A 26,473-nucleotide genomic window follows, 5' to 3' on the forward strand; every position below is an offset into this window, starting at 1 on the left:
TTTTATTTTCGATTTAGCACACTGGCTACCTCTCGTCTGAACTTCACTTGCCGGCCATGGACACCGCATTGCCATCCAGTTGGCGCAGGGCCCGATACGTAGTCGCTGCCGTCCTCTGTCTGCTGACGATGCTCGGGACGCTTCCGCTGCGGGAGTTGCTCGATCTCGCCAACATCGTGATGATCTTCCTGCTGACCGTGTTCGTGGCCGCCGTCTGGCTTGGGCGAGGTCCAGCGGTGATGGCGGCCTTCCTTGCTGTGGCCCTGTTCGACTTCTTTTTCGTTCCGCCACATCTGTCGTTTGCCGTCGCTGACGGACAGTATCTGGTGACTTTCGCGGTCATGCTGGCCGTCGGACTGATCACCTCCCACCTGGGCGCACTTCTTTCCGAGCGGACGACCGAGGCCCAGTCGCGAGAACACGAGACGCGAGCTTTGTACCAATTGGCACGCGATCTTGGCGGCGCGCTGACGGTCGGCCAGGTCGCCGACATCACACAGCATTTTCTGGCTACGGTCGACATGGAGGGCACCGTGCTGGTTGCCGACACACAGCGGGAAATTGCCTCCTTTCATGAATACGGCGGCCACCACCTGAATGATCTGGAGCAGGGCTTCGCACGTTCGGCCTACGAACGGCGGACAATCGTCGAGACGGATACACTGGCCGGGATGGGCGTGGCCATCGTCTTTCTGCCGCTCGTGGCCCCGGCGCACGTCCTTGGCGTGCTGGCCCTGGCGCCACGGACGGACGACGTCGACCACGTGCGCTCTCTGCGACCTTTGCTGGAAGCGGTCGCGTCACTGTTGGCGATCACGCTCGAACGGCTGCACTACGCCGAGGCAGCGCAGAGCAGCGAACTGCAGGTTTCGGCCGAGCGCTTGCGGACATCGATCCTGTCGTCGCTGTCGCACGACTTGCGGACACCGCTGACGAGTCTGGTCGGCCTCGCCGATACGCTGGTACAACGGCAGCCCCCGCTGGACGAGGGCGCCATCGAGACGGCAGGCATCATTCGCGATCAGGCGCACGCGATGCATCACCTGATGTCGAATCTGCTCGAAATGGCGCGCCTGCAGGCGGGAGCCGTCACCCTGAACAAGGAATGGCAGCCCTTCGACGAGGTTGTCGGCTCGAGTGCGCGTCTGCTCACCGGTCTTCTCGCCCACCGCAAACTTGAAATCGGACTGTCGCGGAATCTTCCCTTGGTGCACTTCGATGCCGTTCTGCTCGAACGTGTCCTGTGCAATCTGCTAGAAAACGCCGCCAAGTATTCGCCGCCAGAGGCGCGGATTCAGGTGATCGCCGGCACGCGCGAGGAATGGCTGGAGGTCAGCATAGGGAACGACGGCCCCGGCTTTCCCGCCGCTCGCATCGACCACGTTTTCGATCCGTTTGCCAGGGGTGAGCGGGAGCCGGCGGTGGCTGGCACGGGCCTGGGCCTGGCGATCTGCAAGGCGATCATCGAGGCCCATGGCGGCACGATCGTCGCCGAGAACCGTCCCGGTGGTGCCTGCGTGCGCTTCACGCTTCCCCTCGGCACGCCCCCGGCCATGGAAGAAGAGGCGACGCCATGAGCGAGACGACCGCGCGCGTCATCGTCGTCGAGGACGAACCGCAAATCCGTCGCTTCGTCTGCGATGCCTTGCGCCGGGAGACTTGTGTCGCGATCGAGGCGGCCACGGCGCGACAAGGGCTCGACGAAGCCGCCGGCGGCAAGGCCGATCTGGTGATCCTCGACCTTGGCCTGCCCGACATGAACGGCATCGACTTCATCCGCGATCTGCGCTCCTGGTCGCCGGTGCCGATCCTGATCCTGTCGGCCCGCTCGGCGGAGCGCGACAAGATCGCTGCCCTCGATACCGGCGCCGATGACTATCTGGCCAAACCCTTCGGCGTCGGCGAACTGCTGGCGCGCGTGCGTGCCCTGCTCAGACGTCACTGGCACGGTGACGCGAAGCCTGTGCACCAGTTTGGCGAGGTCGAGGTGGACCTCTCGCGCCGTATCGTCAGCCGTTGCGGCGCCGAGATTCACCTGACGCAAATCGAGTATCGCCTGCTGGCGGTGATGCTCGCCAACAGCGGCAAGGTGCTCACCCATCGCCATCTGATCCACGAGGTATGGGGGCCGGGCCATGCCGACCGGGGCCATTACCTGCGCATCTACGTCGGCCGGCTACGCCAGAAGCTCGAGACGGACCCCACCCAGCCGCAGCACATCCTGACCGAGACCGGCGTCGGCTATCGCTTCCAATCCTGAATCCTGAAACAAGAGAGAAAACATGTCTGCAAACACCGCCGAGAGCCGTCTGGCCGGCCTTTCGCTGGCTGCCCTTGGCGTCGTCTATGGCGACATCGGTACCAGTCCGCTGTATGCGCTGAAGGAGGTCTTCGGCGGCGAGCACCATCCGGTCCCGATCACGCCCGATAACGTCCTCGGCATTCTCTCGCTGATCTTCTGGTCGCTGATGATCGTCGTCAGCCTGAAGTACGTGAGCTTCATCATGCGCGCCAACAACAAGGGCGAAGGCGGCATCATGGCCTTGATGGCGCTGGCCCTGCGGCCGATCGAGCCGGGCTCGTGGCAACGCAGGCTGATCATGCTGCTTGGCCTGTTCGGAGCGGCCCTGTTCTACGGCGACGGCGTCATCACGCCGGCGATTTCTGTGCTCTCGGCGATCGAGGGACTGGAGGTGGCAACGCCCGCCTTCAAGCCCTACGTACTGCCGATCTCCTTGCTCGTCCTGGTGCTGCTGTTTGCGGTTCAGCGTCACGGCACAGCCGCCGTGGGCAGGTTTTTCGGACCGATCATGGTACTCTGGTTCCTGATCCTGGGCATCCTCGGCTTGATCAGCATCGCCCACGACCCGGCGGTGCTGCGCGCGCTGGGGCCGTGGCACGCCGTCCGTTTCTTTGCCGACAAGCCCATTCTCGGGTTTTTTTCGCTGGGCGCCGCCGTCCTGGTGCTGACGGGCGGCGAAGCGCTGTATGCGGACATGGGGCACTTCGGGCGCAAGCCTATCCAGGTCGCCTGGTTTGGCTTGGTACTGCCGGCGCTGGTGGTCAACTATTTCGGCCAGGGCGCGCTGTTGTTGCGCGATCCGCAAGCGATTGCCAACCCGTTCTACCTGCTGGCGCCGGACTGGCTGCTCTATCCGATGGTCGTTCTGTCCGCCGTGGCAACGGTGATCGCCTCGCAGGCGGTGATTTCCGGCGCGTTCTCGATCACGCAGCAGGCGATCCAGCTCGGCTTCTCGCCGCGCATGGAGATCAGCCACACTTCGGATCAGCAGATGGGGCAAATCTACCTGGCAGGCATCAACTGGACGCTGCTCTTCGCTGTCGTCGCGCTGGTGCTCGGCTTCGGTAGTTCGTCGAATCTGGCGGCGGCGTACGGCATCGCCGTGACGGGCACGATGTTCATCACCGACCTGCTGGCTTTTGTCGTCGCGAGATACGTCTGGGGCTGGCCGGTCTGGCGCGCATTTCTGGGTGCCCTGCCCTTCGCGATCATCGATCTGGCCTATTTCGCGGCCAACTCGGTCAAGATCGCCGATGGCGGCTGGTTCCCCTTGCTCTTCGGCCTGTGCGTCTATTTGCTGCTGTCGACCTGGAAACGTGGCCGCGACCTGCTCAGTGCCCATCTGGCGATGGATGCGATGGACACCAGGACTTTCGTCAAAGGGGTTGAAGAGGCGACCCGAGTACCGGGTACCGCGGTCTTCCTGACCTCCAACCCCGACCAGGTGCCTCACGCCATGCTGCACAGCCTGAAGCATTACAAGGTATTGCACCAGCGCATGGTGCTGGTCTCGGTCCACATCCTCGACGTTCCGCGCGGCACCGATGCCGGCCGAGTCGAGGTCGCGAAGATGAACAGCGACTTCTGGCAGGTCAAGGTGTTCTACGGTTTCATGGAGCAACCCAACCTGCCGCTGGCGCTGGAAGGGTGTGCCGACTACGGGCTCCATTTCGACCCGATGGACACCTCGTTCTTCCTCGGTCGGGAAACGCTGCTTCCGCGACTCAATACCGAGATGTGCCGCTGGCGCGGCAAGCTCTTTGTCTCGATGTTCCGCAACGGCGGCAGCGCCGCAAATTTCTTCGGGCTGCCGGCAAATCGCGTCGTCGAATTGGGGACGCAAGTCGTGATGTAGCGTTTGGGGCGGCTTGAGACGACGACGTGCAACGTCGTCGTCTCAAGCCATCAGCGTGACATCGGCATAGCGCATGCGCTCGAAGGCAATCGCCACCAGACTGGCAAAGCTCTCGACCTGTCGATATGCATCCCGACCCAGCACGCGCAGCGCTGAGCATGGTGCAGGTTTTGCCGACACCGGCGGCTGCGCCGAAGTAGATCTTCAGCTTGCCGCGGGTAGCCTTGGCTTCCTCCTCCTGAACGCGAGCCAGAAGTTGATCGGGATCGGGACATCCGGTCATAGCCATCCCATGCGCCGGAAGCGGAAAAACAGCAAGCCCATGGCACCGACGATGATCAGCAGCGCCATGGGGTAGCCGTATTCCCACTGCAATTCAGGCATCGACCTGAAGTTCATTCCCCAGATCCCGGCAAAGGCAGTAGCGATGGCAAAGATTCCAGCCCAGGCGGCGAGGCGCTTGGCGACATCGTTCTGCTCGATGGCTACCGACGACAGGCTGACCTGGATGGCGGTGCTGATGGTGTCGCGTAGGGTGTCGAGGTGAGCGTTGATCCGTGTCAGGTGGTCATAGACATCGCGAAAATAGTGGCGGCTGCTCGCCGAGACCGGCGGCACGCGACCGCTGGCAAGTTTGCTGACCGCTTCCATCAGCGGCGCTACAGCATGCTTGACGACGGTGACACGACGTTTGAGGTCGTAGAGCCGCTCGATGTTGAAGCGCGCAGCCCCCTTCTCGAAGATGCGCTCCTCGATGCCTTCAAGTTCCGTTTCCATGGTGTCGACAATCGGAAAATAGCGGTCGACCACCGCGTCCATCAGAGCATAGAGGACGAAACCCGACCCTTGTTTGAGAACTTCGGGCTCGCGTTCGCATCGCTCGCGTATCCCCAGCAGATGCTGGCCGCTCCGGTTACGTACCGAGAGGATGAAATTGTGGCCGACAAAAATATCCAACTCGCCGACGGCGATCCCGCCGTTCTCCATATCGAGCAGGTGGAGAACGGCGAACAGGCCGTCGCCATACTCCTCGAGTTTCGGCCGTTGGTGGCCGTGATTCGCGTCTTCGACGGCAAGCGCATGGAGGTCGAATTCCTCGCGCATCTTCTCCAGTTCGTCCTGGGTAGCATCGCTCAGGGCGACCCAGACGAAGCAATCCTGATCCCGCAGGTAGCCACTGATTTCCTCGATATCGATATCAGCGAGCTTCTTGCCTTCGCGGTAGGCAACGCAGTTGATCAGCATGAACGCGGCTCCGGAGTGGGAATATCGGCATTTTCTCTGTTTTCGTCGCCGCAGGGAGATGCGTCTCCGCTGCTCTGGCCCAGGGCGCAACGGGTATTGTGCCGACCGGCAGTGCAATGCGCTGCGCTGAAGTCGTGACGAGCTTGATCGGCACGGGTGTCCGGTCTGCCGGAGCGGCGAGGTGCAGGGCTTCGATGCGGGTCTTGACCGCTTCGGCCAGGGCCGGGTTCAGCGGCCCCGGATGTACGATGATGATCAGGGCATTGAATATGCCAGCCGAGAGAACGCGCCGCGACCTGTAAAGAAACGATAAATATTGCCGGTTGGCGAGTGCCCGCTGTGCGCGAGGCCCTCCTCCCGGCGCTTCCATTTCATGCCTTTCGGGTGCTTCCCGGAGCGCGCGCAGGCGTCCTGCAGACGGAGCTTGACGAGTCGCTGAACGCCAGAGATACTTCGGCTGAAGCGGCCGGAATTGCGTCCGTTCTCCTCTCTCTACGAGACCCTCTTTCTCGATCAACCGAATCTGGACCAGCAAAAAAATGAGCACACAAATCAAACCGGGCGTCGCCAGTGGCGACCAGTTGCAAGCAATCTTCGATCTGGCCAAGGAAAAGCACTTCGCTCTTCCGGCGGTGAACGTGATCAACACCAGCACGGTGAACGCGGTCATCGAAACCGCCAAGGAACTCAATGCTCCGGCGATCATTCAGTTTTCCAACGGTGGCGCGCAGTTCTTCGCCGGCAAGGGGCTCGACAATGCCAGTCAACGCGCCTGCGTCGCCGGCGCCGTCTCCGGCGCCTTTCACATCCATCTGATGGCCGAACTGTATGGCGCGACCGTCGTCATGCACACCGACCACGCAGCCAAGAAACTGCTGCCCTGGATCGACGGCCTGCTCGATGCCGGCGAGCAGTACTTCAAGGCGCACGGCAAGCCGCTCTACAGCTCGCACATGCTCGATCTCTCCGAAGAGCCGATCCAGGAGAACATCGAAATCTGCAAGCGCTACCTAGAACGTATGAGCAAGATGGGCATGACGCTGGAAATCGAACTGGGCGTCACCGGTGGCGAAGAAGACGGCGTTGACAATTCCGGTGTCGACAGCTCCAAGCTCTACACCCAGCCCGAAGACGTGGCCCTGGCCTACGAAGAACTCTCCAAGGTCAGCGATCGCTTCACCATCGCCGCCGCCTTCGGCAACGTGCACGGCGTCTACAAGCCGGGCAACGTGAAGCTGCAGCCGATCATCCTGAAGAACTCGCAGGACTACGTGCAGAAGAAGTTCGGCACAGGCGACCGCCCGGTCAACTTCGTTTTCCACGGTGGATCGGGGTCGACGCTCGAAGAAATCCGCGAAGCGATCGGTTACGGCGTCGTCAAGATGAACATCGACACCGACCTGCAGTGGGCCTTCTGGGATGGCGTGATGGGCTTCTACAAGAAGAACGAAGGCTACCTCCAGGGCCAGATCGGCAATCCGGAAGGCGACGAAAAACCGAACAAGAAGTACTACGACCCGCGTGCCTGGCTGCGCAAGGGTGAAGACGCTTTCCGCGCCCGTCTGAAGCAGGCCTTTACCGACCTGAACAATATCGGCACGCTGGCGTAAGCGACTGTTCACAGCATGAAAACGGGCTGGCCCAAGTATGGGCATGGGCCGGCCCTTTCTTGCCTTTCTTGTCCACCGAGGATCCCACCATGACCACCCTGGTCGAGCAGTTACTCAATACCGAAGCGCACAAGTCGATTTTCGAATCGGCCGTTCGCCAGAATCTCCTCCCGGTCTGCGCCGCGTTCGGCTCGTCCGACCAGCCGCAGCCGGTCAGCTTCCGCAGCACCGACCGCGTCCTGAGCACCAAAGACAGCGCTGGCGTGCGCGCACAGTTCCCGCAAAGTGTCGCCGCGTCGGGCAATGTCGTCCTCACTTCGGCCGGACCCAGCAGCGCAGCGGTGCACGGCAAGCGCGTCGCCGTACTCTTCTCGGGTGGCCCGGCCGCCGGTGGCCACAACGTCGTCTGTGGTCTGAAGCGTGTTCTCGGCGCCGGCAACACGCTCTTCGGCGTCACGGCCGGTCCCAAGGGCCTGCTCAAGGGAACGCTGTTCGAGATCACCGATGCCCACGTCGACTTCATTCTCAACACCGGCGGTTTCGACTTCCTCGGCTCGGACCGCACCAAGATCAAGAGCGACGAGCAGTTCGCCCAAGTCAGGGAGACCTGCGTCAAGCACAATCTCGATGCGATCGTCGTCGTGGGTGGTGACGATTCCAACACCAATGCCGCCGTGCTCGCCGAGTCGCTGTTCTCCGGCGTCAAGGCGGACGGCTCCGGCGTGCAGGTGATCGGCGTGCCGAAGACGATCGACGGCGACCTGCAGATCGGCGACCTGCTGGCGATTTCGTTCGGCTTCGATACCGCGACGCGGATCTACAGCGAAATGGTCGGCAACATCCTGCAGGACACCAGTTCTTCGCTCAAGTACTGGCATTTCGTCAAGCTGATGGGGCGCTCCGCCTCGCACGTCGCGCTCGAAGTGGCCCTGCAGACCAAGCCGGCGATGACCCTGATCTCCGAAGAAGTGGCGGCGAAGAAGATGTCGCTGGCCAGCATCATCGACGGCATCGCGCAGGTCATCGTCGAGCGCTCGCACAAGGGAATGAACTACGGCGTGCTGCTGGCGCCTGAAGGACTGATCGAGTTCATTCCGGAAATGAACGCCATGATCGCAGAACTCAACGATGTGCTCGCGCATCACGTGACCGAGGTCGCCGCTCTCGCCGACGACGCCAAGCCGGCGTTCATCGGCAGCAAGCTCAGTGCCGACAACGCCAGCCTGCTGGCCTCGCTGCCCGATTACATCGTCAACATGCTGCTCGCCGAGCGTGACTCGCACGGCAACCTGCAGGTTTCGCTGATCCCGACCGAGCAGTTGCTGATCGACATGGCCAAGCAACGGGTCAAGGAACTCGATGCCGCCGTTCCCTTTGCCGCCCACAAGCACTTCCTCGGCTACGAAGGCCGTTGCGGCGCGCCGACGCTGTTCGACGCGGCCTACACCTATAACCTTGGCCTGACTGCCGGCTCGCTGATCCTCGACGGCCGCACCGGCTACATGGCGACGATCACCGGGCTGACCAGCGGCGGCACGCCGCAGGCGATCCCGCTTGCCGGCCTGCTGAACATCGAACGCCGGCACGGCCAGGACGAGTTCGTGATCGAGAAGGCGCTGGTCAGGATGGATTCCCCGGCCATGCAGTACTTCGTTTCACGGCGCGACGACTGGGCCAGCAATGACCTCTTCGCATCGCCCGGTCCGCGCCAGTTCTGGGGCCCGACCACCCATCAGCAACCGATCAGCGTCGCGCTCAACTCAGGCGCCGACTCGCTGATGTTCCAGATCGGCTGAACACGCGGAAGTCGGAATGCTCTGCGATCTGTCCAGCAGAAACGGCGTTGACCCATGAAGGGCCGCGCCAGTACAAGCCTCGCCGGCCCTGCGCTGCCCTGGAAACCGGTGGCCGGCGAGTGGGTCCTGGTGCGCTCGGACGCGATGGTCAGCACGAGCCCGGTCGACGTCTACCTCATCGTCGAGGCCCCGAGTCTGTATGTCCATGGTTTCGAGTCCGTGGCCGGCGAGAGCAAGGGTGCATGGCCGCGTCGGAGGAAGGTGACTACGGCGAAGCGCTGCGCTGGATGAAGGCGGCGGAAGAAATCGCCGGCCTGTCGGCCGAGGTTCTGTGTCGCTATGCCATCGTCTACAGCTACATCGACCAGGAGCAATCCGCGATCTGTCATCGGCAATGCCTGGAAAAAAATCCGCAACACCCGCGCGCCCATTATCTGTTGGGCATCGATCACCGCGAGCACGGGCGAATCGATGCCGCCATCGATGAGTACAGAAAGGCCATCGACAACTATCCGCGGAGCGACCGCTTCCACCTCAATGAGGCCTGGAATAACCTGGGAACGGCCTACCACGAGCTGGGGGATCTCGCGCAAGCGAAGGAGGCCTGGGAGACCGCCATCATGCTCATGCCCTCGGATGAAATGTCGGTACGTAATCTCCTGAACTGCATCTGCGACAATCCGGCCCTACCCCCCGCCATGCGCGAGCCCAGCGCGCTCGTCGGCCAGATGCTCAAACGCAAGGGGTATCTCTGAGGCACGACTGGCCGAGCAAGCAGCGCTCGTGCCGCCGGCAAGGCCGCCGCCCTGCCTTGAGGCAGCCAGGCGCTGCGGCGCACCACGATGAGGCGTTTCCATGGCCCGACTCGCCTGTCGACATGCCAATCCATTGATCTGTTTACATGGCACGTCTTTTGCTTTGAATTACCGGGAGCAAAAGCCATGAACAAACCAGTCAAATCCACCTGTTGTTACTGCGGCGTCGGCTGCGGGCTGCTGGTCGACACCGAAGCCGGGCAGATCGTCGGCGTGCGCGGTGACCCCGATCATCCGGCCAACGCGGGTCGTCTGTGCACCAAGGGTGCCTCGCTCCACCTGACGGCGCGCCCTGACGATCGCCTGCTGTATCCCGAACTGCGCCGGCGGCGCGGGCTGCCGCGTCAACGCGTCGGCTGGGACGACGCGCTGGATCATGCCGCCGAACGCTTTGCCGCGATCATCCGCAGCCATGGCCCGGACAGCGTTGCCTTCTACGTCTCCGGACAATTGCTGACCGAGGACTACTACGTCTTCAACAAGCTCGCCAAGGGTCTGATCGGCACCAACAATATCGATACCAACTCGCGGCTGTGCATGTCTTCGGCGGTTGCCGGTTACAAGCAAACGCTGGGGGCGGATGCTCCGCCCTGTTGCTACGAGGATATCGCCCTCACCGACTGCCTGCTGATTGCCGGCGCCAACCCGGCGGTGGCGCATCCGATCGTCTTCCGCCGCATCGAGGATGCCCGGGCCGCCAATCCAGCGCTGCGGATCATCGTCATCGACCCACGGCGCAGCGAAAGCGCGGCCATTGCCGACCTGCACCTGGCGCTCAAGCCGGGTACGGACATCGCGCTCTACAACGGTCTGCTGAATGTCATGCTCGCCGAGGAGCTGGTCGATCGCCCGTACATCGCCGCTCACACCGAGGGTTTCGCCGCGCTAGAGCAAATCGTCGCCGCCTATCCGCCGGCCGTCGTGGCCGAGATCTGCGGTCTCGCCGAAGCCGACATCATCACCGCCGCGCGCTGGTTCGGCACCGCCGGCGCAGCGCTGTCGCTGTACTGCCAGGGACTCAACCAGTCGGCGCACGGAACGCACAACAACGCGGCGTTGATCCACCTGCATCTGGCAAGCGCTCAGATCGGCCGACCTGGCGCCGGTCCGTTCTCGCTCACCGGACAGCCCAACGCCATGGGCGGCCGTGAAGTGGGCGGCCTGGCCAACGTGCTGTCGGCGCACCGCGACCTGGCGAACGCCGAACACCGCGCCGAAGTGGCACGCCTGTGGGGCGTGCCATCGGTCCCGGAACAGCCCGGAAAGACAGCCGTCGAGCTCTTTGCCGCGCTGAAGAGCGGCGAAATCAAGGCCGTGTGGATCGCCTGCACCAACCCCGCGCAGTCGCTTCCCGATCAGACGGCAGTACGCGCAGCCCTGCAGGTGGCTGATTTCGTGGTCCTGCAGGAAGCATACGCGCATACCGATACCGCCGCCTGGGCCGACCTGATGCTGCCGGCGACGACTTGGGGAGAGAAGGAAGGGACGCTGACCAACTCCGAGCGGCGGATCACGCACATCATGCCGGCGGTGGCCGGACCCGGCGAAGCGCGTCATGACTGGCAGATCGTCGTCGACTTCGCGCGCCGCCTGGGTGCCCGCCTTGAACAGCCGCTGGCCGAGGAACTCTTTCCCTACACGGGCAGCGAAGCGATCTTCAACGAGCATCGCGAAAGCACGCGCGGGCGCGATCTCGACATCACCGGCATCAGCTATGCCCTGCTCGACGCGCGCGGCCCGCAACAGTGGCCGCTGCCCGAGGGAGCGACCAGCGGACGGCAGCGACTGTACGCCGACGGGATCTTTCCAACAGCCAGCGGCCGTGCGCGTTTTGTCGGTGTCGAACACCGGCCAAGCGCCGAAACGACCGACGCGGCACACCCGATCAGCCTGCTCTCCGGTCGCCTGCGCGATCAGTGGCACGGCATGAGCCGCACCGGCACCGTGGCGCGGCTGTTCAATCTCGACGACGAGCCCCTGCTTTCGATGCACCCTGCCGACCTCAGCCAGCGCGGCCTGACGACCGGCGATCTGGCCACGGTCGACAGTCGGCGCGGCAGCATCGTCATCCGCGTCCGCGGCGATGGAGGCCTGAAGCCGGGTCGGGCCTGGTTGCCGATGCACTGGGGAAGCCAGTTCATGAACAGTGCCGGGGTCAACGCGCTTACCCTGTCGGCTACCGACCCCTACTCATTCCAGCCCGAACTCAAGCACGCCGCGGTCGCCGTCGCCAAGGCGGCGCTGCCGTGGCAACTGGTCGTCCTGCGCAAGACCGGGGCCGGAGAATCGACCGCGCACGCTCTGCTCGCCAGGGCGCGCACCCTGCTCGGCGAGTTTGCCTTTGCCAGCGTCGGGCTCTACGGACGTGCCGAGCCGCTGGTCGTTTTCCGTGCGGCGAACGCGCACGCGCTGCCCGAAAGTCGCTTGCGGGAGATCGATACCTTGTTCGGTCTCGGCGACGACGACGCCGCAATCGTCTATGCCGATCACCGGCGGCAGATCAGCAAGCGCGCGGTGGCCCCGGATGGCCGCCTGATCGGCGTTCGCCTGGCCGGCGAAACGCAGGCCCAGTCCTGGCTCAAGGAAGTCATGGCCGACGAGACTCTCGATGCGGCGCTGATCCGCTGGGCCGTGGCGCCGATCGGCACACGGCCGGGAAGACTGCCGCAATGCAGTCGTGTGCTCTGCAACTGTGCCGACATCACCGTAGCGCAGATTACCGCCGACCTGGCCACCGGCGCGACGCTGGCGATGGTGCAGGACAAGCGGAAATGCGGTACCTTCTGCGGCTCGTGCCTGCCGGAACTCAAGCAGATGATCGCCAGCCAGGCGTTGGGCACGGTCAGCGAAACCATCGTCTGACCAGATGACAGGAGGAGGCATGAACTTCGCGGCTTTCATCAGTGAGATCGGACGTGGCGCCACCGGCGCGCGCGACATGTCTCGTGCCCAAGCACAGCAGCTCTACGGGGCGATCCTCGACGGCGAAGTGCCCGACCTCGAGTTGGGAGCCATCGCCATCGCTCTGCGCGTGAAGACCGAGACGGTCGACGAAATGGTCGGTTTCCTCGGCGCCGCCAATGAACGCCTGCCTGCCCTGCAGCGCCCCCGCGGGCACATCCGCCCGGTCGTCATTCCAAGCTACAACGGTGCCCGTCGCAGCGCCAATCTGACGCCGCTGCTGGCGCTTCTGCTCCAGCGCTTCGGCGTCCCGGTCCTGGTGCACGGCTTGAGTGACGACTACGGACGGGTCACCAGCGAGCAGATTTTCCGCCACTGGGGAATCCTGCCGAGCAGCAGCCTGCAGCAGGCGCAGTTGGCGATCGACGAACACGGCCTGGCCTACCTGCCGCTTCCCTTGATCGCTCCCGGCCTCGACCGGCAACTCGCGCTGCGCAGCCGTCTCGGTGTGCGCAACAGCGCCCACAGTCTGGTCAAGATGCTCGACCCGTTCCTCGGCGAAGGCGTTCTGCTGGCCGCCGCGACGCACCCTGACTACATCGCCAGCATGCGCGCTGTACTGACCGGACTCGGCGCACATGCGCTCTTGCTCAGGGGTACCGAAGGCGAGCCCTTCGCCAATCCGAAGCGCCGCCCGATGATCGAGTACCTGCATGACGGGGTCAGCGACGTCCTCTTCGAAGCCGAGCACGACAGCCTCAGGACGCTGCCGCAACTGCCCGAGAACTGCGATGCCCAGGCGACGGTCGCCTGGATGCGCCGAGTCCTTGCCGGCGAGGTCTTGCTGCCGCTACCGATAGCCAATCAACTTGCCTGTTGCCTCTACGCCTGCGGCCGCGCCGAGGACCTCCACCGGGCCAAGGCCCTGGTCGCGGTGGAGAACAACGGGCTGGCGCTGGTCTAGTGCGCTGCCTGGAAGGCAGCGCGCTGGTCGACCGCCGATGGCGGGCTGACGCAATCGGAGAATGACCATGAAGCGACAGAGAGCCACCGTCATCGTCGAGATCGATGGGCAGATTCTGCTGGTGCAGAACCGGGGCGGGCTACTGCTACTCCCTGGCGGGGGCATTGGTGCGCATGAAACCCGCCTTGAGGCGGCAGCCCGCGAACTCGCCGAAGAAACCCGTCTGGGGGCCGAGTCACTGCTGTTCCTTTTCAGTCACGAATCGTCGACCCACTGCCACAATGTCTTCTGGGCAGCGGCAGCGGGGACGCCGGTCGCCGGCGATGACGCCATGGCCCTCGATTTCTACGATCAAAGGCAGCCTGACCTCACCTTCAGCAAGATGTCACAGGCTACCCGTGAGATCATCGAGCGCTTCCTGGCCATTCAAGCGTCTCTCCCGCCAGCCTTTGCGGGTGCCGGGACAACAACACCTCTTGTCAAACGATAGCCATGGACAAGCCCAGCGACGCCTCCCGATGGATTCCTAGATAGCTGGACAAGGCTGAAAATTGCAGTCGGCGGGGTGATGTGTTACAACGACATCTTTGTCGCGACAATCATCCGCAGTCCCGCTCCCGCTCGCCCATGGTTTTTTCGTTTTTCAAGAAATCGCCGGAAAAGAAAATGGTCGCTCGGCCAGCGGCCGTCCCGCGCGCGCGCGAGGAGATACCTCCTTTGTCCGGCGAACTGCCGGACGGGAGGCGCAAGCCGCCTGCGCCGGCACCTGCCGCCGGGTTGGCCCGTTCGGATATCCCGTTCGCGACACCGGTCGTCGATTCTGACCTACCTCCGCTTGATCTGAGTGAGTTCGTGTTCAGTGAGACCGAGACTCGCTTTCAGGTCGAGGACGAAGTTGATCCGATCGATGCCGAAGCCGAAGAGGCGGCGATGCTGTATGCCAATTGCCAGGATGGCGCGGTGCGCGCATTGCTTGAGCACTCGACGCGCCTGCACCGCTCTGGCGCCGGTGAGCGCTTGTGGCTGATGCTATTTGATCTATTCCGCCTGACCAGCCAGAAAGTCGCATTTGAGGCGCTCGAGATCGAGTACGCGCAATCGTTCGAGAAATCACCGCCAGGCTGGCGCGATGCCGCGGTCGCGCTGCCGGTGCAGGCCAAGGCGGCTGGAACCTTGTTTTTCAAGGGTGAGTTGACCGGTGACAACAACGTCGGTTTCGACGCCGTTGGCCAGGCACTCGAGAAGACCTCCCGTCTGCGTGTCGATCTGTCAAAGGTGCGTCGGCTGGATGCTGCCGGCTGCGAGCGCTTTCTTGCCCTGCTGCGGAAGGCTCGCCAGGGTCGACGCGAGATCGACCTGCTGGGCCGGGATTATGTCGCCGCCCTGCTCGACAGCCGGATTGCGCCGGGTCGTACGGAAGACCGGGGCTGCTGGCTGTTGAGGCTCGAGTTTTGCCAGTTGGCCGGGCAGTTGGAGGCTTTCGAAGAAGCGGCGATCAATTATGCAGTGACCTTTGAAATCTCCCCTCCTTCCTGGGAGGCCGATCGGGTGCTGAACGCCGAGGCCGTTCCGCTGACGCTGGCGGCAGTCGACCAGTTGGTGACCGATGCGTACGTGATCAAGGGCGACATAAGAGCTGCGCGCTTTGGCGATCTGCCGGCCTACGCGGCAGCCAATAATCCGGTGTTGATCGACTGTGCGGACGTGACGCGGATGGATTTCCTCAGTGCCGGAGCGCTGCTCAACGTGCTGACGACGGTCAGACGAACGGGCAGACAGATCGTCTTCCTGCACACCAACTACTTGCTTGCCGAGTTGTTCCGCGTCGTTGGGCTGAAGAGCGTGGCCGACGTCGTTCTCGCCAGGAATTAATCAGGACAACCATCAGGAGTTTCGCATGGAGCAGTATCACGGCACGACGATCCTGTCGGTTCGTCGCGGCAAGTGTGTGGCCATGGGCGGTGACGGGCAGGTGACGCTCGGCAACATAGTGATCAAGGCCAGCGCGCGCAAGGTTCGGCGGATTCATCAGGGGCAGATCCTCGCCGGCTTTGCCGGCGGAACCGCCGACGCGTTCACCCTCTTCGAACGTTTCGAGGCCAAACTCGACAAGCATCAGGGCAATCTGCTGCGCTCGGCGGTTGAACTGGCCAAGGACTGGCGCAGCGATCGTGCACTGCGGCGGCTGGAGGCCATGCTGGCGGTGGCCGATCGCGAGAATTCACTGATCATCACCGGCAATGGTGACGTCGTCGAGCCCGAGTACGGTATCGTTGCCATTGGCTCGGGTGGTGCGTTTGCCCACTCGGCGGCGCGCGCGCTGGTCGAAAACAGCGAACTCGACCCCGCCGATGTGGTCCGCAAGTCGCTGCAGATTGCCAGCGATCTGTGCATCTACACCAATCAGAACTTCACCATCGAGGTGCTGGAATAATGATGTCGTCCATGACTCCGCAGGAAATCGTCTACGAACTCGACAAGCACATCGTTGGTCAGGGCAAGGCCAAGAAGGCGGTCGCCATCGCGCTGCGCAACCGCTGGCGGCGCGCGCAGGTGGCCGAGCCGCTGCGGCAGGAAATCACGCCAAAGAACATCCTGATGATCGGACCAACCGGCGTCGGCAAGACCGAAATTGCGCGCCGTTTGGCACGCCTGGCCAATGCGCCGTTCATCAAGGTCGAGGCGAGCAAGTTTACCGAGGTCGGCTACGTTGGCCGCGACGTCGAGACGATCATCCGCGATCTGGTCGAGATCGCCGTCAAGAGTGGCCGTGAGCAGGCAATGAAGGGCGTTCGTGAGCGCGCCGAAGGCGCTGCCGAAGACCGGGTTCTCGACGCACTGCTGCCGCCGGCGCGGGGTAATTTCTTCAGCGACGCGCAAACGACCGAAGACAGCACGACGCGGCAGAAATTCCGCAAGAAGCTGCGCGAGGGCGAACTCGACGACAAGGAGATCGAGGTGGAGGTTGCCGCGCCGTCGATGCAGGCCGAGATCTTTGCCCCGCCGGGAATGGAGGAACTGACCTCGCAGATTCAGGGCATGTTCCAGAACATGGGAGGCGGACGCAAGAAGTCGCGGAAGTTGAAGATTTCCGAGGCGCGCAAGCTGCTGATCGATGAGGAAGCGGCGAAGCAGGTCAACGACGAGGAAGTCAAGCTTGATGCGGTCAGGAATGTCGAGCAGAACGGCATCGTCTTTCTCGATGAAATTGACAAGATCGCCTCGCGCAGCGACACGCACGGCATCGACGTTTCGCGTCAGGGCGTGCAGCGCGATCTACTGCCGCTCGTCGAAGGGACTACCGTGTCGACCAAGTACGGGATGATTCGTACCGATCACGTCCTGTTCATTGCCAGCGGGGCTTTCCACCTGGCCAAACCCTCGGATCTGATTCCCGAGTTGCAAGGCCGCTTTCCGATCCGCGTCGAGCTCGATTCGCTGTCGGTCGCCGACTTCGAATGTATTCTGACGCAGACCGACGCCTGTCTGACCAAGCAATACCAGGCGCTGCTGGCCACCGAAGGGGTAAGCCTCGACTTCGCCGCTGAGGGGATCAAGCGTCTCGCCGAGATCGCCTGGTCGGTCAACGAGCGGACCGAAAACATTGGTGCGCGCCGACTGTACACGGTCATGGAGCGGCTGCTCGAAGAGGTGTCGTTCTCGGCCGGCACGGGGAACAGCGAAATGCTGGCCATCAATGCCGGCTATGTCGACAGCCGTCTTGCCGAACTGGCGCAGAACGAGGATCTGTCGCGCTACGTTCTGTAACCCACGTCTGCAGGTGTGGGTTTTGCTCTGCCTTATGCCCCTGCAATGCCCCTTATCGTGACTGCGATAAATTGGGTTCGAAGACTCGGAAGTAGGCGTGATCCGCCTTTTCCAGCAGTTCGCGATCGCCCGCCGAGTCACCATAGGCGTAGATCTCGAAATCGGCAAGGTTTCCCAGTAGATTCCGCAAACGGCTGACTTTTTCCGGGCCTCGGCAGTTCTTCCCCGCGAGGCCGCCGTCGAAGACCAGGTGATTGGCCGACGGGCTCGTGCACAGCAGGTCGTCGAAGCCCAGCGCCGCGGCCGTTGGTTCCAGGTAGAGATCGAGCGAAGCACTTACCATTACCAGCCGGTCTCCTCTTCCCTTGTGCCAGTCAATCCTCTCACGAGCGGCGGGCCTGACCCAGCGCAGGATTTCAGCCGCATGTTCCCGGCCGACGCCGCGCAAGCGCTCTACGGACTGGCCCATGAACAACGAGCGCACCAACCGCTCCTTGAAATGATCCCTGTTCGACAGACCCAAAGCCACCTTCGCGGCCTCTGGCGCAAGACAAAAGAGCTTCATCGCGACCGCATTCCCGCCGAACGCCGTGGTCAGGAAGGGAAGGAAGGTGTCTCTCGTCGTGATCGTCACATCGAAGTCGAAGGCCGCGACGACCTGGCGTCCATTCTCTATCATGGCTTCAGGCTGAGCGCGAGGCCAGCCTGCGTTTATATTTGATCGATGAAATCAGCGCCAGGACAATGAACCCGACGCCGATCAAGCCAGTCACCACTTCCGAGACGTGGTAGACAATACCTGCGAGCATGATCAGCGCAAGCGCACCGATCGCGTAGTGGGCACCGTGCTCAAGAAAAACAAACTCATCGAGCGTGCCTTTCCGAACGAGATACACGGTCAGGGAGCGAACGAACATTGCCCCGATGGCCAGGCCGAGCATGATGATCACCACGTCACGCGTGATCGCAAACGCACCGATGACGCCATCAAAAGAAAACGAGGCGTCCAGCACCTCCAGGTAAAGAAAACCCGCAACGCCGTTGCGTTTTCCTGCCGCCACCGCCGCCCCGCCAGCCTCCTCATCCTCGAAAAAGCCGTCGAGACTGCTGACGATCGTGTACAGAACAACCCCGCCGATCCCGGCAATGAGTATCGTCAGGCGAGATGCGTCATCGACGGGCAGGTAGTACTGCATCGCGAACAGCACGATCAGCGCCACCATGATGCCGATGGAGTCGATCTTGCCCAGCGAAGCCAGTTTTTCTTCAATTTTCCCCAGCCAGTGCAGTTCCCGCCCGGCGTCGAAGAGAAACGAGAGAAAGACCAGCAGCAGGAAGATTCCGCCAAAAGCGGCAATGCCGGTGTAGCTGCCCTGCAGGTGTCTGGCATACACATCGGGGGTGTCGAGAGCCATCGTCGCGACGTTGAGGAAGCCGAGTCCGGTGGCTATTGAGACGATCAGGATCGGAAAAAACAGCCGCATGCCGAAAACAGCAATCAAAATCCCGACGGTCAGGAAGATCTGCTGCCACTTCTCATCCATATCCTTGATCACCGACGCATTGACCACTGCGTTGTCAAATGACAAGCTGACTTCCATCACTCCCAGAATGATCGCCAGAACGACAGCAGGAACAACGCCCATGCCATTTTTCGCCCCCCAATAGCCCGCCAATGCCAGGCAGATGACCGTCACGGCGAATGACACCCGAAAATGCTTCATTTTTTCTCCGTTATAGTTGCCGATATTCTTTCGGCAAAAAATTTTCCAGTCAGGGAAAAGGTAATCAACGCGGTTCCGGCGGCGATCAGTCCTTCGACCCGGCAGCGAATCGCAGCCCGAAGCCGAATCGATCATTCACCAGTTTGTGCGTGCTTACACTTCCCGCCTGACTGAAGTACTCGACCAGCTTGGTTACCTGCAGATTGCCGCCGCTGTTCTCGATCATCGCAATCGCGCACATCGATGCATCGGTGCCGTTGTCTAGCCTGACTTCCACCGGCGCCCGACCGGGCACCTCGATGGTCACCACACCATTGGTCACCGCCCAGTTCGGCGCGCCGTCATAAATGAAGGTGAAGATCAGAATACGCTTGATCTGATCGAAGCGGTCACCGTTGATGAACAGATTCTCTCCGTCGCCGCTGGCGCCGGAGCGATCATCGCCTTCGAGATGGATGAAGGGCGGCCTGTCAAAGCTTCCCCAACTGTTGCCGAGTGCCTGCACCCCCCCCGGGCTACCGTTGCTCAGTTCAAAAAAACACCCCAAATCAAGGTCGATGCCACGAGGTGGCTGCTCCTTGCCGAGCAGCTTGTTGAAGAAACCTTTCGACTCCGCGACAGGCAGCGAGGCCTGATTCCAGTTGAGGTTGACGCGAATGCGACCAAAGCCCTGTCCGCTGGCTTTAGCGAGCGAGACCCTGTCGCCTCGCTTCTCAAGGGTGATCTTGGAGAGCGACACTTTTTTTGGCTCCGGAACGACTGGTGGTGCCGGTGTCCCCTCCACCTCGGTACCGCCGAAATGCCTGAGAAGCGCCGATAGTCCGCCGCTGAACCCCTGACCGACCGCACCAAAACGCCATTGGCCATCGCGCTTGTACACTTCTCCAACGATGACGGCCTTTTCATCCTGGAAATCGGCACCAGAAAAACTGAAGGTCGTGCTGCCCAGGCGCATCGAGCTCGTACCGAGCTTGCACATCGTTCCTTCGCCGCCAATCGACGCCGCAAAAACCAGCTTGTGAATCGAATCCGGCAAGCGCGATACATCGATCGTGAAGGTCGATTGACCATCGCCGATGGCCAGCACCACGCCGCCGCCGGGGGAGGATTTCTGGTTGAAAAAGACCATGTAGCGGTCGTCGGACAACTGAGCGTTGGCATCGAGACCGAAACAGGCTATATCGACGTCCATTCCTTGCGCCGCAAGTTTCAGCACGATCGGAAACGCGCCCTGGCATCCCATGTCAGCCAGTCTTCCCTTCTGTCCACGCGCAAAATCAGTCATTATCCTCAACCCTCATGTTCATCAGTGACCGCATCAATCGCTTGACCCGTATGATGCAAGCCAAAAACCCTCGCCTGCTCGACGACGCGATGTGCCCAGGCACGATGGGTAGCGACCTCACACATTGAGTTGTGCATTTTGAAGACTGCCGGGCTCGCTTCATCGATGATCCGTAGCGCCATTTCGACATCGGGGCGTGCTACGCGATAGTGTTGCTCGATAAGTGCGATCTGGCTCGGATGAATCGCAGTCTTGCCGACCATGCCGTGTGCCAGATCTTCTTCCACTTCCTGCGCCAGCAGCGCCGGCGTGTCCAGATGTTCGAACACCGGCCCCGTCAGCACAAAACCGTAAGGGCGAAAGGTCGTCACCAGCTTGCCAATGACGGGTCCGAGCGGCGTCCGGTAAATGGTCATCTGGCGAGGTCGCCGCAAGCCCAGCAGCGCCAGCAGGTCGTTGCCACCAATACGCAGTGCCAGAATGCGATCACGCACGCCAGGCCGCTCCAGACATTGACGAAACAGCTTCATCTCCGCTTCGTCAAAAACCTCGGCCGTCTCGAGCGTCGGCATCAGCAGGTGGTGGGTGTGGCGAACCTGTCTGAAATAGGCGTCGAAGTTGTGCCGGGTCGCCTTCGGCAGGACAAAGCCAGTGAGCTTTTCCGAACCCGGCATCGCCAGCACTCGCTTCATTACGTCCGGGTTACGGACACGAACGAAACGTTGCGTGGCTGGCAGCTCGATCATCTGTTGCAGCGTCAGCGACAGATTGAACAGGGCGTAACTCAGATCATGATCAGCGACCGCATCTTCGGTACAAAAGATCACCGAGCGCAGATCCCCGAGCAATACGCCATCGGCGATCTGCTGCAAGGCCTGGTGCGTTGCCGGGACGTACAGCGAGGCGCCGAGCGTTCTTGTATTAGCCATCCAGGGCACTCCTGATAAGCGATACCGCTTGGTAGGGCAAGTGTGGGTCGACGATCAAGGACACCGATTTCTCTGTCGCGAGGGCTTTCAGGTGCGCGACATCCGGCGCATCGGCGTCGCGCACGATCAACAGCCGCGGCACCCTGCGCAAGAGCACGCGGGTCGCTTCGCCGATACCGGGTTTGACCAGGTTCGGATCACTCAGCCCATGCTGTGCCATCGTTGCCAGGAGATACTCAGTGGAGACGGCTGCCAGCTTGCGGTGATCGATCGGCAAAGCTTCTCGGATACCAGCCCCTGCGGCCTGTGCGATGCCCTCGGCGATCATTCCGTCGGCAAACTGGCGCGATAGATCGTAGGGTTCGAACATATCATAGTAGACGCAACCGTGAAAATCACCGGCGCCGATCGACTCGTTCAGCACCGAGCGGCTGACCAATCCCGAGACGGTGGCATTGAGAATACCCGACGGAATCAGGTAGTCGATAGCCGACGCCGCACACGCGGCCGTCCCGGCGAGGTCTGACAGCACGTACAGGCCGCTGTCGATTGCCACGCCGTGGCGTCGGTTGAAGTCGGACGTTGCCCGCGCAAGCTCGCGTGAGATCACCCCTTTACCGGTCCACCCGTCGATGAAGACGATCGATTCCGGGGCATGGCCCTGTTCCAGAATATGCTGTAGCGCTACTTCGTCGATGCCGCGGTCGCGAATGATCGACAGCGAATAGTGGACCACCTGGCGGCCCATCACGCTCTGCAGGAGATGCCTGAGAATGACACCAACCGGCGTCCCGGCACGAACCAGCGAAACCAGCGTAACAGCGCCGTGACGCCGTGCGGCAATCAGCGCTGCCAGCGACAGGCAATCCCCCGCCATCTGCTGACGATTGGCGGCGCAAGCGTCCTTGAACAGCTTCAGGTAGCGCGATGACGGCAGCGCTTCCGGCGAGAGCATTTCGCTATAGTGCCGCGCACCGGACTGGATCAACCTTTCCTTGCTCACGATGTCAATCAAGGGCGGCTGCGCCAGACGCTTGAGCAGAAAACTGACGTCGCCCTGGCGATAGCTGCCGCAGAAACTCATGACGCAGCCACCATCAGGGCCGCAAGCTGGCTACCCCGGGGAATGATCGCGTAGTCGCAGGCGGCCATGAAGCGCGCATCCGACCTGCTGTCGCCCATTCCCAGGGTCATGATTTCGCCGTGTTCATCGGCCAGTCGCCGGCGCAGGTGCTCTACGGCGCGCGCCTTGTTCAGCGTCCTGGGCAGCACCGCCAGATTGTTGCCGTTGCGATGGATGAAAAAATCCCGGCCCGCCGTCTCAAGCCACGGTGTGACGGCCTCGCGGTCCACCTGCTCGAGGCGCTCGGCTTTCTTCTCGGGGTCTTTGAGGACGATGTAAAAAGGGGTCGAGAAATCTTCGATCAGCCGCGCCCGACCTTGCAGTCCGGCGCGCTTCGAGTAACTGTCGATGACCTCCATCGCCTCGTGCAAGCCGTCGAGCGCGCCCGCCATGTCCACTCGCATCGTAGCGAGCCAGGCGGCATCGACTGCCCCGTCCGGCTCCAGGACGACCCCACCAAAATCAATGATGGCATAACTGGAGAACGGCAGAGCGACCCGATTCATGGCGTCGCGATTACGCGCCGTCGCCGGGATCAAGGTCATGTCACGGTTCATCAACTCGAAGAAAGCGCGCTGTCGGGAAGTCGTGAACGAACAGGGGGACCCGTCTGTCAAGGACGCAGCAGGGCGCAGGTCGGCTTCACTGGCACATTTGCCGGGCGTCTGGAAGAGGGTGTCGTCAAGGTCGACGAACAGGAATTTCTTCAACAGCGTTCTCGGAAAGAAAATGGAACAGCCGACCGCCAAGCGCATTGGCGAGTCGATGCAAAGCTGCATTGGCTGGCGTCTCGTGGCATACCAACACGTGGTCGTAGCGGCCGGGCGCGACGTTATAGACGAAATTTGCCACACCTTCGCCGTAGGTGTCGGGGAAGGTCAGCGTGTGACTGACGGCGCCCCACTGCAGGATCGGAGAACGGGTTGTCGATTGAACCACTACGTCGAGACCCTGTTCCTCAAGTCGGCGGGCCAGCAAAAACGCCATGTGCATGAATTCACCGCTACCAAGGACCAGCGTGTGCTCGCTTGGGCGGATCGTATCGAGCAGACCTTCGATCAGCTCAGTCGGCACGGATAGGGAACGATCGATGCCCAGCCTGCCAAAAGCAGCGCTTGCTCCACTCTCGGTGGCGGCGGCGAAGCACTGGGCGGCGCCCGCTACCAACGGCATTTTGCCGACGGTGAAGGTGAATTCACCGCTGAGCGCCGCGCCGATCGTCACGCCGACACCGAATCGCCGCCGCAACGCAGCATCTGTGGTCCGGCCCATGAAGTTGGTGATCGTTGCCAGATGCACGCGGTTGATCACCGGGTTGAGCGCGCGGTAGGCAGCGATCAGATTGAGGAAGGTGTTGCCCGTGCTGATTTCATCATCGACCAGCACCAGCGAGCGGGCGGTGAGGAAAAGATCACGTAGGGCGGCATCGGTCGGCTGATGCAGAATCTGTCGCGGCGCGTGGCTATGGGCTTCTTCGAACTCGATGATCGGTGCGTCACCGACGCGATACCGCGAGGTATGCAGGAACAGTGCCGCACGTTCCGGACAGGCAGCCTGGTACGCTTCAAAAACACCCTGACCCAGGCCGATTGCTGTTTCGGCCATCGCGACGAAGAGCAGCGGCCCCGGCAGATTGGTCGGTACGCGAGCCGCCAGTTCGAGGTGAATTTCGCGCATCGACTGCGGCGTCACCGGCCAGTGCTTGCCCAGGACCTTGCTCAGGAAGAGGAAGCCTCGTTTGGTGTTGGCACGCGCCGCAAAACCGACGAGTTCATCCAGGCTGAACCGACCGGCGGCGGCCCTGACCTCGAGCTGGCCGGTCGGCAGGATGACGGTCCGCGCTTCCGCCAGGGTGCCTTTCGGGTCCTTTATGACCACGCTTAACAGAAGGTCGTATTAAACCGGACTGAAGGCCAGGCGAATGATGAACACCTCAAAGGTGTGGGGTAATCTGCGGCAACAGTTCAGCGAAGGTGCGGCCACTGCCGGTTTCGCCGATCGCATGCATTTTCCACTCGCCACCATGGCGGTAGACTTTGGCCATGATCTGCGCGTTGTGCGACCCCAACGCCGACAGGTCGAAACGTGCCACTTCCTTGTTGTCGCTGCCATTGACGATGCGACAGCTGGCGTTGGCGATTTTCGAGAAATCCTGGCCGGTGAAGCTGTTGACTGTGAACACCAGGCTCTTGACATTGGCGGGTACTCTCGTCAGGTCGACGATGATCTGCTCATCATCGCCGTCTCCTGCGCCGGTAAGATTGTCTCCAGTGTGAACGACCGAACCATCCTTGGACTTCAACTGCCGAAACCACACGGCGTCGGTCTGTTTGCCCTGTTCGTCGAACATTATGCATGACGCATCAAGATCGATGTCCGGTGTCTTGCCGCCAAAGCCGAGGAAGCCCTTGGACTTCACTGCATCCCAGGCAAGGCCCATGATTATCCTGGTCAGGGGGACACCGGCCTCCTTGTCGAGGGATATCTTTTGCCCTTTTTGCAGGCTGATCGGCATGCCGTTCTCCTTAATTGATTGAGTCGTTGATTACCTGACGTCGGCTAAGTTTATCGACTGGTCTTGCTGCCGGACACCTCTTTCTTCATCCATTCGACAAACGCATCGCGATTGCGCGAACACACAAAAACCTTGCCCGAGCCACTGAACCGCAGCACGACGCCTTCGCCACTGGTGACGCTGTTGACCAGGTTGCCAATCATCCCACCCAGTCCGCCACTACTGGCACTGCTACTGGTGGTCACGGAAATCTCGTAATGCAGGGTACTGTCCCAGCACACCACATGGGAATTGTCGATGATCACATCCTTGCCGGGGATGACTTCGAGTTGGAACATCGAGCCAAAACCGGACACCACCACCTGACCGGTACCAGAGGTTTCCATCACGAAAAAACCGCCGGACTGCGCAAACAGGGCATTCGCGATGTTCTGCATGCGCACCTTCATTTCCGTGCCCGATGTCGCGGCGACGAATGCTCCGTCGCTCAACAAGTACTGCCGAGTACCAACGTCGAGAATCTCCAGAGCGCCGGGCAACACCGGCGACAGAAGGCAATCGCCATCGCCACGGACCGCTTCGATGTGCTGCTGGAAGAACGACTCGCCATTGGCAAAACGGCGCATGATGGCGCTACCGATACCCCCGCTCATGCGCCCTTTGAGATCAAGGGTCGCCTCCATCATTACCATTGCATCGGATTCGCAATAGATTTTGTCGCCTCTACGCAGTGCGACGTGAAGAAATGGGTCAACATCGCCGGTTGAGGTAAACACTGTCATGTCGCGTATTCCCGTATTCCTGGCGCTGAAAAGAAAATTACCCGGGGACGAGGTGGCTCGTCCGAGTGAGCCATTCCGGGATGCCGGATTCAGACACCCCGGAAGTTTGGTCAGGCGTTGATGCCGAACGACCGTGCGAGAGGGCCGAGGCCACCCGCGAAGCCCTGGCCAACGGCCTTGAATTTCCATTCAGCGCCAGCGCGATAGATCTCGCCGAAAATCATCGCCGTTTCAGTCGAACTATCTTCCGACAGGTCGTAGCGTGCAATCTCCTTGTCGCCATTGGCGTCAAGGCAGCGGATGTAGGCCCTGCCGACCATGCCGAAGTTCTGCTTGCGCGAATCGGCCTCGTGAATGGTGACGCCGACCGCGATTCTGTCGACGTCAGGCGGAACCATCGACAGGTCGACCATGATCTTTTCGTCGTCGCCTTCACCGGCGCCACTGGTATTGTCGCCTCCGTGGGTGACCGATCCGTCGGTGGATTTAAGGTTGTTGTAGAAAATGAAGTCGGCGTCGGAGCGAACCTTGCCATCCGCCTTCAGCATGAAGGCACTGCCATCGAGATCGAAGCCGGCGCCATCCGTTGCGCGCGGATCCCAACCGAGCCCGATCACCAGCTTCCTGAGGGAAGGTGCTTCTTTGCTCAGATTGACGTTACCGCCTTTTTGCAGACTGATTGCCATGAATGATGCTCCTTGAGAAAAAGGTGAACATACGCCCGACAGATCGTTTGTCTTGTAAGCTCGCGACTGCTGTGGACACTCGTCTCCATTCAAACCCGCCAAGATCACGCCTGAACGGTAGATACGTCAATGAAGGCGCCGCTGGCAGACGGCGAACCTTGATCGGTACCCCA

At 61.7% G+C, this 26,473-nt stretch carries 24 protein-coding genes and 1 pseudogene; 12 read left to right on the plus strand and 13 right to left on the minus strand.

The features are described 5' to 3' along the window. Positions 1 to 56: 56 nt before the first annotated feature. Genes ACCAA_RS18105 through ACCAA_RS18115 form a run of 3 tightly spaced genes read left to right on the plus strand, consistent with a single transcriptional unit; the run spans position 57 to position 4,157 of the window. The gene (locus ACCAA_RS18105) at positions 57 to 1,577 is read left to right on the plus strand and encodes a DUF4118 domain-containing protein (RefSeq protein ID WP_186408651.1); all 1,521 of its coding nucleotides are present in this window, start codon (positions 57 to 59) and stop codon (positions 1,575 to 1,577) included. Continuing rightward, positions 1,574 to 2,260, plus strand: a complete 687-nt coding sequence (locus ACCAA_RS18110) for a response regulator (RefSeq protein WP_186408652.1) — start codon at positions 1,574 to 1,576, stop codon at positions 2,258 to 2,260. Before ACCAA_RS18105 ends, ACCAA_RS18110 begins: the two co-directional genes overlap by 4 nt. 22 nt (positions 2,261 to 2,282) lie before the next feature. Beyond that, positions 2,283 to 4,157: a potassium transporter Kup gene (locus tag ACCAA_RS18115; RefSeq protein ID WP_186408653.1), complete on the plus strand. Its 1,875-nt coding sequence runs from the start codon at positions 2,283 to 2,285 to the stop codon at positions 4,155 to 4,157. Between the two features lie 42 nt (positions 4,158 to 4,199). Here the strand turns inward: ACCAA_RS18115 and ACCAA_RS18120 are convergent, their stop codons facing one another. The 3 genes and pseudogenes from ACCAA_RS18120 to corA form a co-directional block, all read right to left on the minus strand. Beyond that, positions 4,200 to 4,337, minus strand: coding sequence for a hypothetical protein (locus ACCAA_RS18120; RefSeq protein WP_186408729.1), 138 nt, complete (start codon positions 4,335 to 4,337; stop codon positions 4,200 to 4,202). Next, positions 4,300 to 4,440: pseudogene (locus tag ACCAA_RS18125) on the minus strand (hypothetical protein); the annotation flags it as partial. The pseudogene ACCAA_RS18125 and the gene ACCAA_RS18120, both read right to left, overlap by 38 nt. Continuing rightward, the gene (corA, locus tag ACCAA_RS18130; protein ID WP_186408654.1) at positions 4,437 to 5,402 is read right to left on the minus strand and encodes a magnesium/cobalt transporter CorA; all 966 of its coding nucleotides are present in this window, start codon (positions 5,400 to 5,402) and stop codon (positions 4,437 to 4,439) included. The pseudogene ACCAA_RS18125 and the gene corA, both read right to left, overlap by 4 nt. A gap of 539 nt (positions 5,403 to 5,941) precedes the next feature. Between corA and fbaA the strand changes: the two genes are divergently transcribed. From fbaA to hslU, 9 genes are all read left to right on the plus strand, one after another. After that, positions 5,942 to 7,012 (plus strand): class II fructose-bisphosphate aldolase, encoded by a 1,071-nt coding sequence (gene fbaA / locus ACCAA_RS18135; RefSeq protein ID WP_186408655.1) that lies wholly within the window; start codon positions 5,942 to 5,944, stop codon positions 7,010 to 7,012. Between the two features lie 89 nt (positions 7,013 to 7,101). Beyond that, entirely contained in the window at positions 7,102 to 8,808 is a 1,707-nt protein-coding gene (locus tag ACCAA_RS18140; protein ID WP_186408656.1) for a diphosphate--fructose-6-phosphate 1-phosphotransferase, read from the plus strand. A gap of 242 nt (positions 8,809 to 9,050) precedes the next feature. Continuing rightward, a complete protein-coding gene (locus tag ACCAA_RS18145) occupies positions 9,051 to 9,563 on the plus strand; it encodes a tetratricopeptide repeat protein (protein WP_186408657.1) in 513 nt (170 codons plus the stop codon). 186 nt (positions 9,564 to 9,749) lie between these two features. After that, positions 9,750 to 12,485 (plus strand): nitrate reductase, encoded by a 2,736-nt coding sequence (locus ACCAA_RS18150; protein WP_186408658.1) that lies wholly within the window; start codon positions 9,750 to 9,752, stop codon positions 12,483 to 12,485. 19 nt (positions 12,486 to 12,504) lie between these two features. Then, complete coding sequence (ybiB, locus tag ACCAA_RS18155; protein WP_186408659.1) at positions 12,505 to 13,488, plus strand: DNA-binding protein YbiB; 984 nt, start codon at positions 12,505 to 12,507, stop codon at positions 13,486 to 13,488. A 67-nt stretch (positions 13,489 to 13,555) separates the two neighbouring features. Next, entirely contained in the window at positions 13,556 to 13,978 is a 423-nt protein-coding gene (locus tag ACCAA_RS18160) for an NUDIX domain-containing protein (protein ID WP_186408660.1), read from the plus strand. A gap of 176 nt (positions 13,979 to 14,154) precedes the next feature. Continuing rightward, positions 14,155 to 15,360, plus strand: coding sequence for an STAS domain-containing protein (locus tag ACCAA_RS18165; RefSeq protein ID WP_186408661.1), 1,206 nt, complete (start codon positions 14,155 to 14,157; stop codon positions 15,358 to 15,360). Positions 15,361 to 15,385: 25 nt separating this feature from the next. Beyond that, a complete protein-coding gene (gene hslV, locus ACCAA_RS18170; protein WP_186408662.1) occupies positions 15,386 to 15,922 on the plus strand; it encodes an ATP-dependent protease subunit HslV in 537 nt (178 codons plus the stop codon). 2 nt (positions 15,923 to 15,924) lie between these two features. After that, a complete protein-coding gene (gene hslU, locus ACCAA_RS18175) occupies positions 15,925 to 17,256 on the plus strand; it encodes an ATP-dependent protease ATPase subunit HslU (RefSeq protein WP_186408723.1) in 1,332 nt (443 codons plus the stop codon). 52 nt (positions 17,257 to 17,308) lie between these two features. Here the strand turns inward: hslU and ACCAA_RS18180 are convergent, their stop codons facing one another. From ACCAA_RS18180 to ACCAA_RS18225, 10 genes are all read right to left on the minus strand, one after another. Continuing rightward, a complete protein-coding gene (locus ACCAA_RS18180; protein ID WP_186408663.1) occupies positions 17,309 to 17,935 on the minus strand; it encodes an HAD-IB family hydrolase in 627 nt (208 codons plus the stop codon). Between the two features lie 4 nt (positions 17,936 to 17,939). Next, positions 17,940 to 18,980 (minus strand): DUF475 domain-containing protein, encoded by a 1,041-nt coding sequence (locus ACCAA_RS18185; protein WP_186408724.1) that lies wholly within the window; start codon positions 18,978 to 18,980, stop codon positions 17,940 to 17,942. An 85-nt stretch (positions 18,981 to 19,065) separates the two neighbouring features. Beyond that, a complete protein-coding gene (locus ACCAA_RS18190; RefSeq protein ID WP_342674069.1) occupies positions 19,066 to 20,172 on the minus strand; it encodes a TerD family protein in 1,107 nt (368 codons plus the stop codon). 98 nt (positions 20,173 to 20,270) lie between these two features. Beyond that, complete coding sequence (locus ACCAA_RS18195; protein WP_186408665.1) at positions 20,271 to 21,194, minus strand: HpcH/HpaI aldolase/citrate lyase family protein; 924 nt, start codon at positions 21,192 to 21,194, stop codon at positions 20,271 to 20,273. Then, a complete protein-coding gene (locus ACCAA_RS18200) occupies positions 21,187 to 22,278 on the minus strand; it encodes a cysteine protease StiP family protein (RefSeq protein ID WP_186408666.1) in 1,092 nt (363 codons plus the stop codon). Before ACCAA_RS18200 ends, ACCAA_RS18195 begins: the two co-directional genes overlap by 8 nt. Continuing rightward, complete coding sequence (locus ACCAA_RS18205; protein ID WP_186408667.1) at positions 22,275 to 23,027, minus strand: HAD family hydrolase; 753 nt, start codon at positions 23,025 to 23,027, stop codon at positions 22,275 to 22,277. The genes ACCAA_RS18200 and ACCAA_RS18205 overlap by 4 nt, the downstream gene beginning before the upstream one ends. Further along, positions 22,999 to 24,195, minus strand: coding sequence for a phosphoribosyltransferase domain-containing protein (locus tag ACCAA_RS18210; RefSeq protein ID WP_245754664.1), 1,197 nt, complete (start codon positions 24,193 to 24,195; stop codon positions 22,999 to 23,001). The genes ACCAA_RS18205 and ACCAA_RS18210 overlap by 29 nt, the downstream gene beginning before the upstream one ends. Positions 24,196 to 24,250: 55 nt before the next feature. Further along, positions 24,251 to 24,832, minus strand: coding sequence for a TerD family protein (locus ACCAA_RS18215; RefSeq protein ID WP_186408668.1), 582 nt, complete (start codon positions 24,830 to 24,832; stop codon positions 24,251 to 24,253). 50 nt (positions 24,833 to 24,882) lie between these two features. Continuing rightward, a complete protein-coding gene (locus ACCAA_RS18220) occupies positions 24,883 to 25,614 on the minus strand; it encodes a TIGR00266 family protein (protein WP_186408669.1) in 732 nt (243 codons plus the stop codon). Between the two features lie 110 nt (positions 25,615 to 25,724). Next, on the minus strand, positions 25,725 to 26,300 hold the full coding sequence (locus ACCAA_RS18225) for a TerD family protein (protein ID WP_186408670.1): 576 nt from the start codon (positions 26,298 to 26,300) through the stop codon (positions 25,725 to 25,727). Between the last annotated feature and the right edge of the window lie 173 nt (positions 26,301 to 26,473).

It is taken from the genome of Candidatus Accumulibacter aalborgensis, assembly GCF_900089955.1.
Classification (GTDB): domain Bacteria; phylum Pseudomonadota; class Gammaproteobacteria; order Burkholderiales; family Rhodocyclaceae; genus Accumulibacter; species Accumulibacter aalborgensis.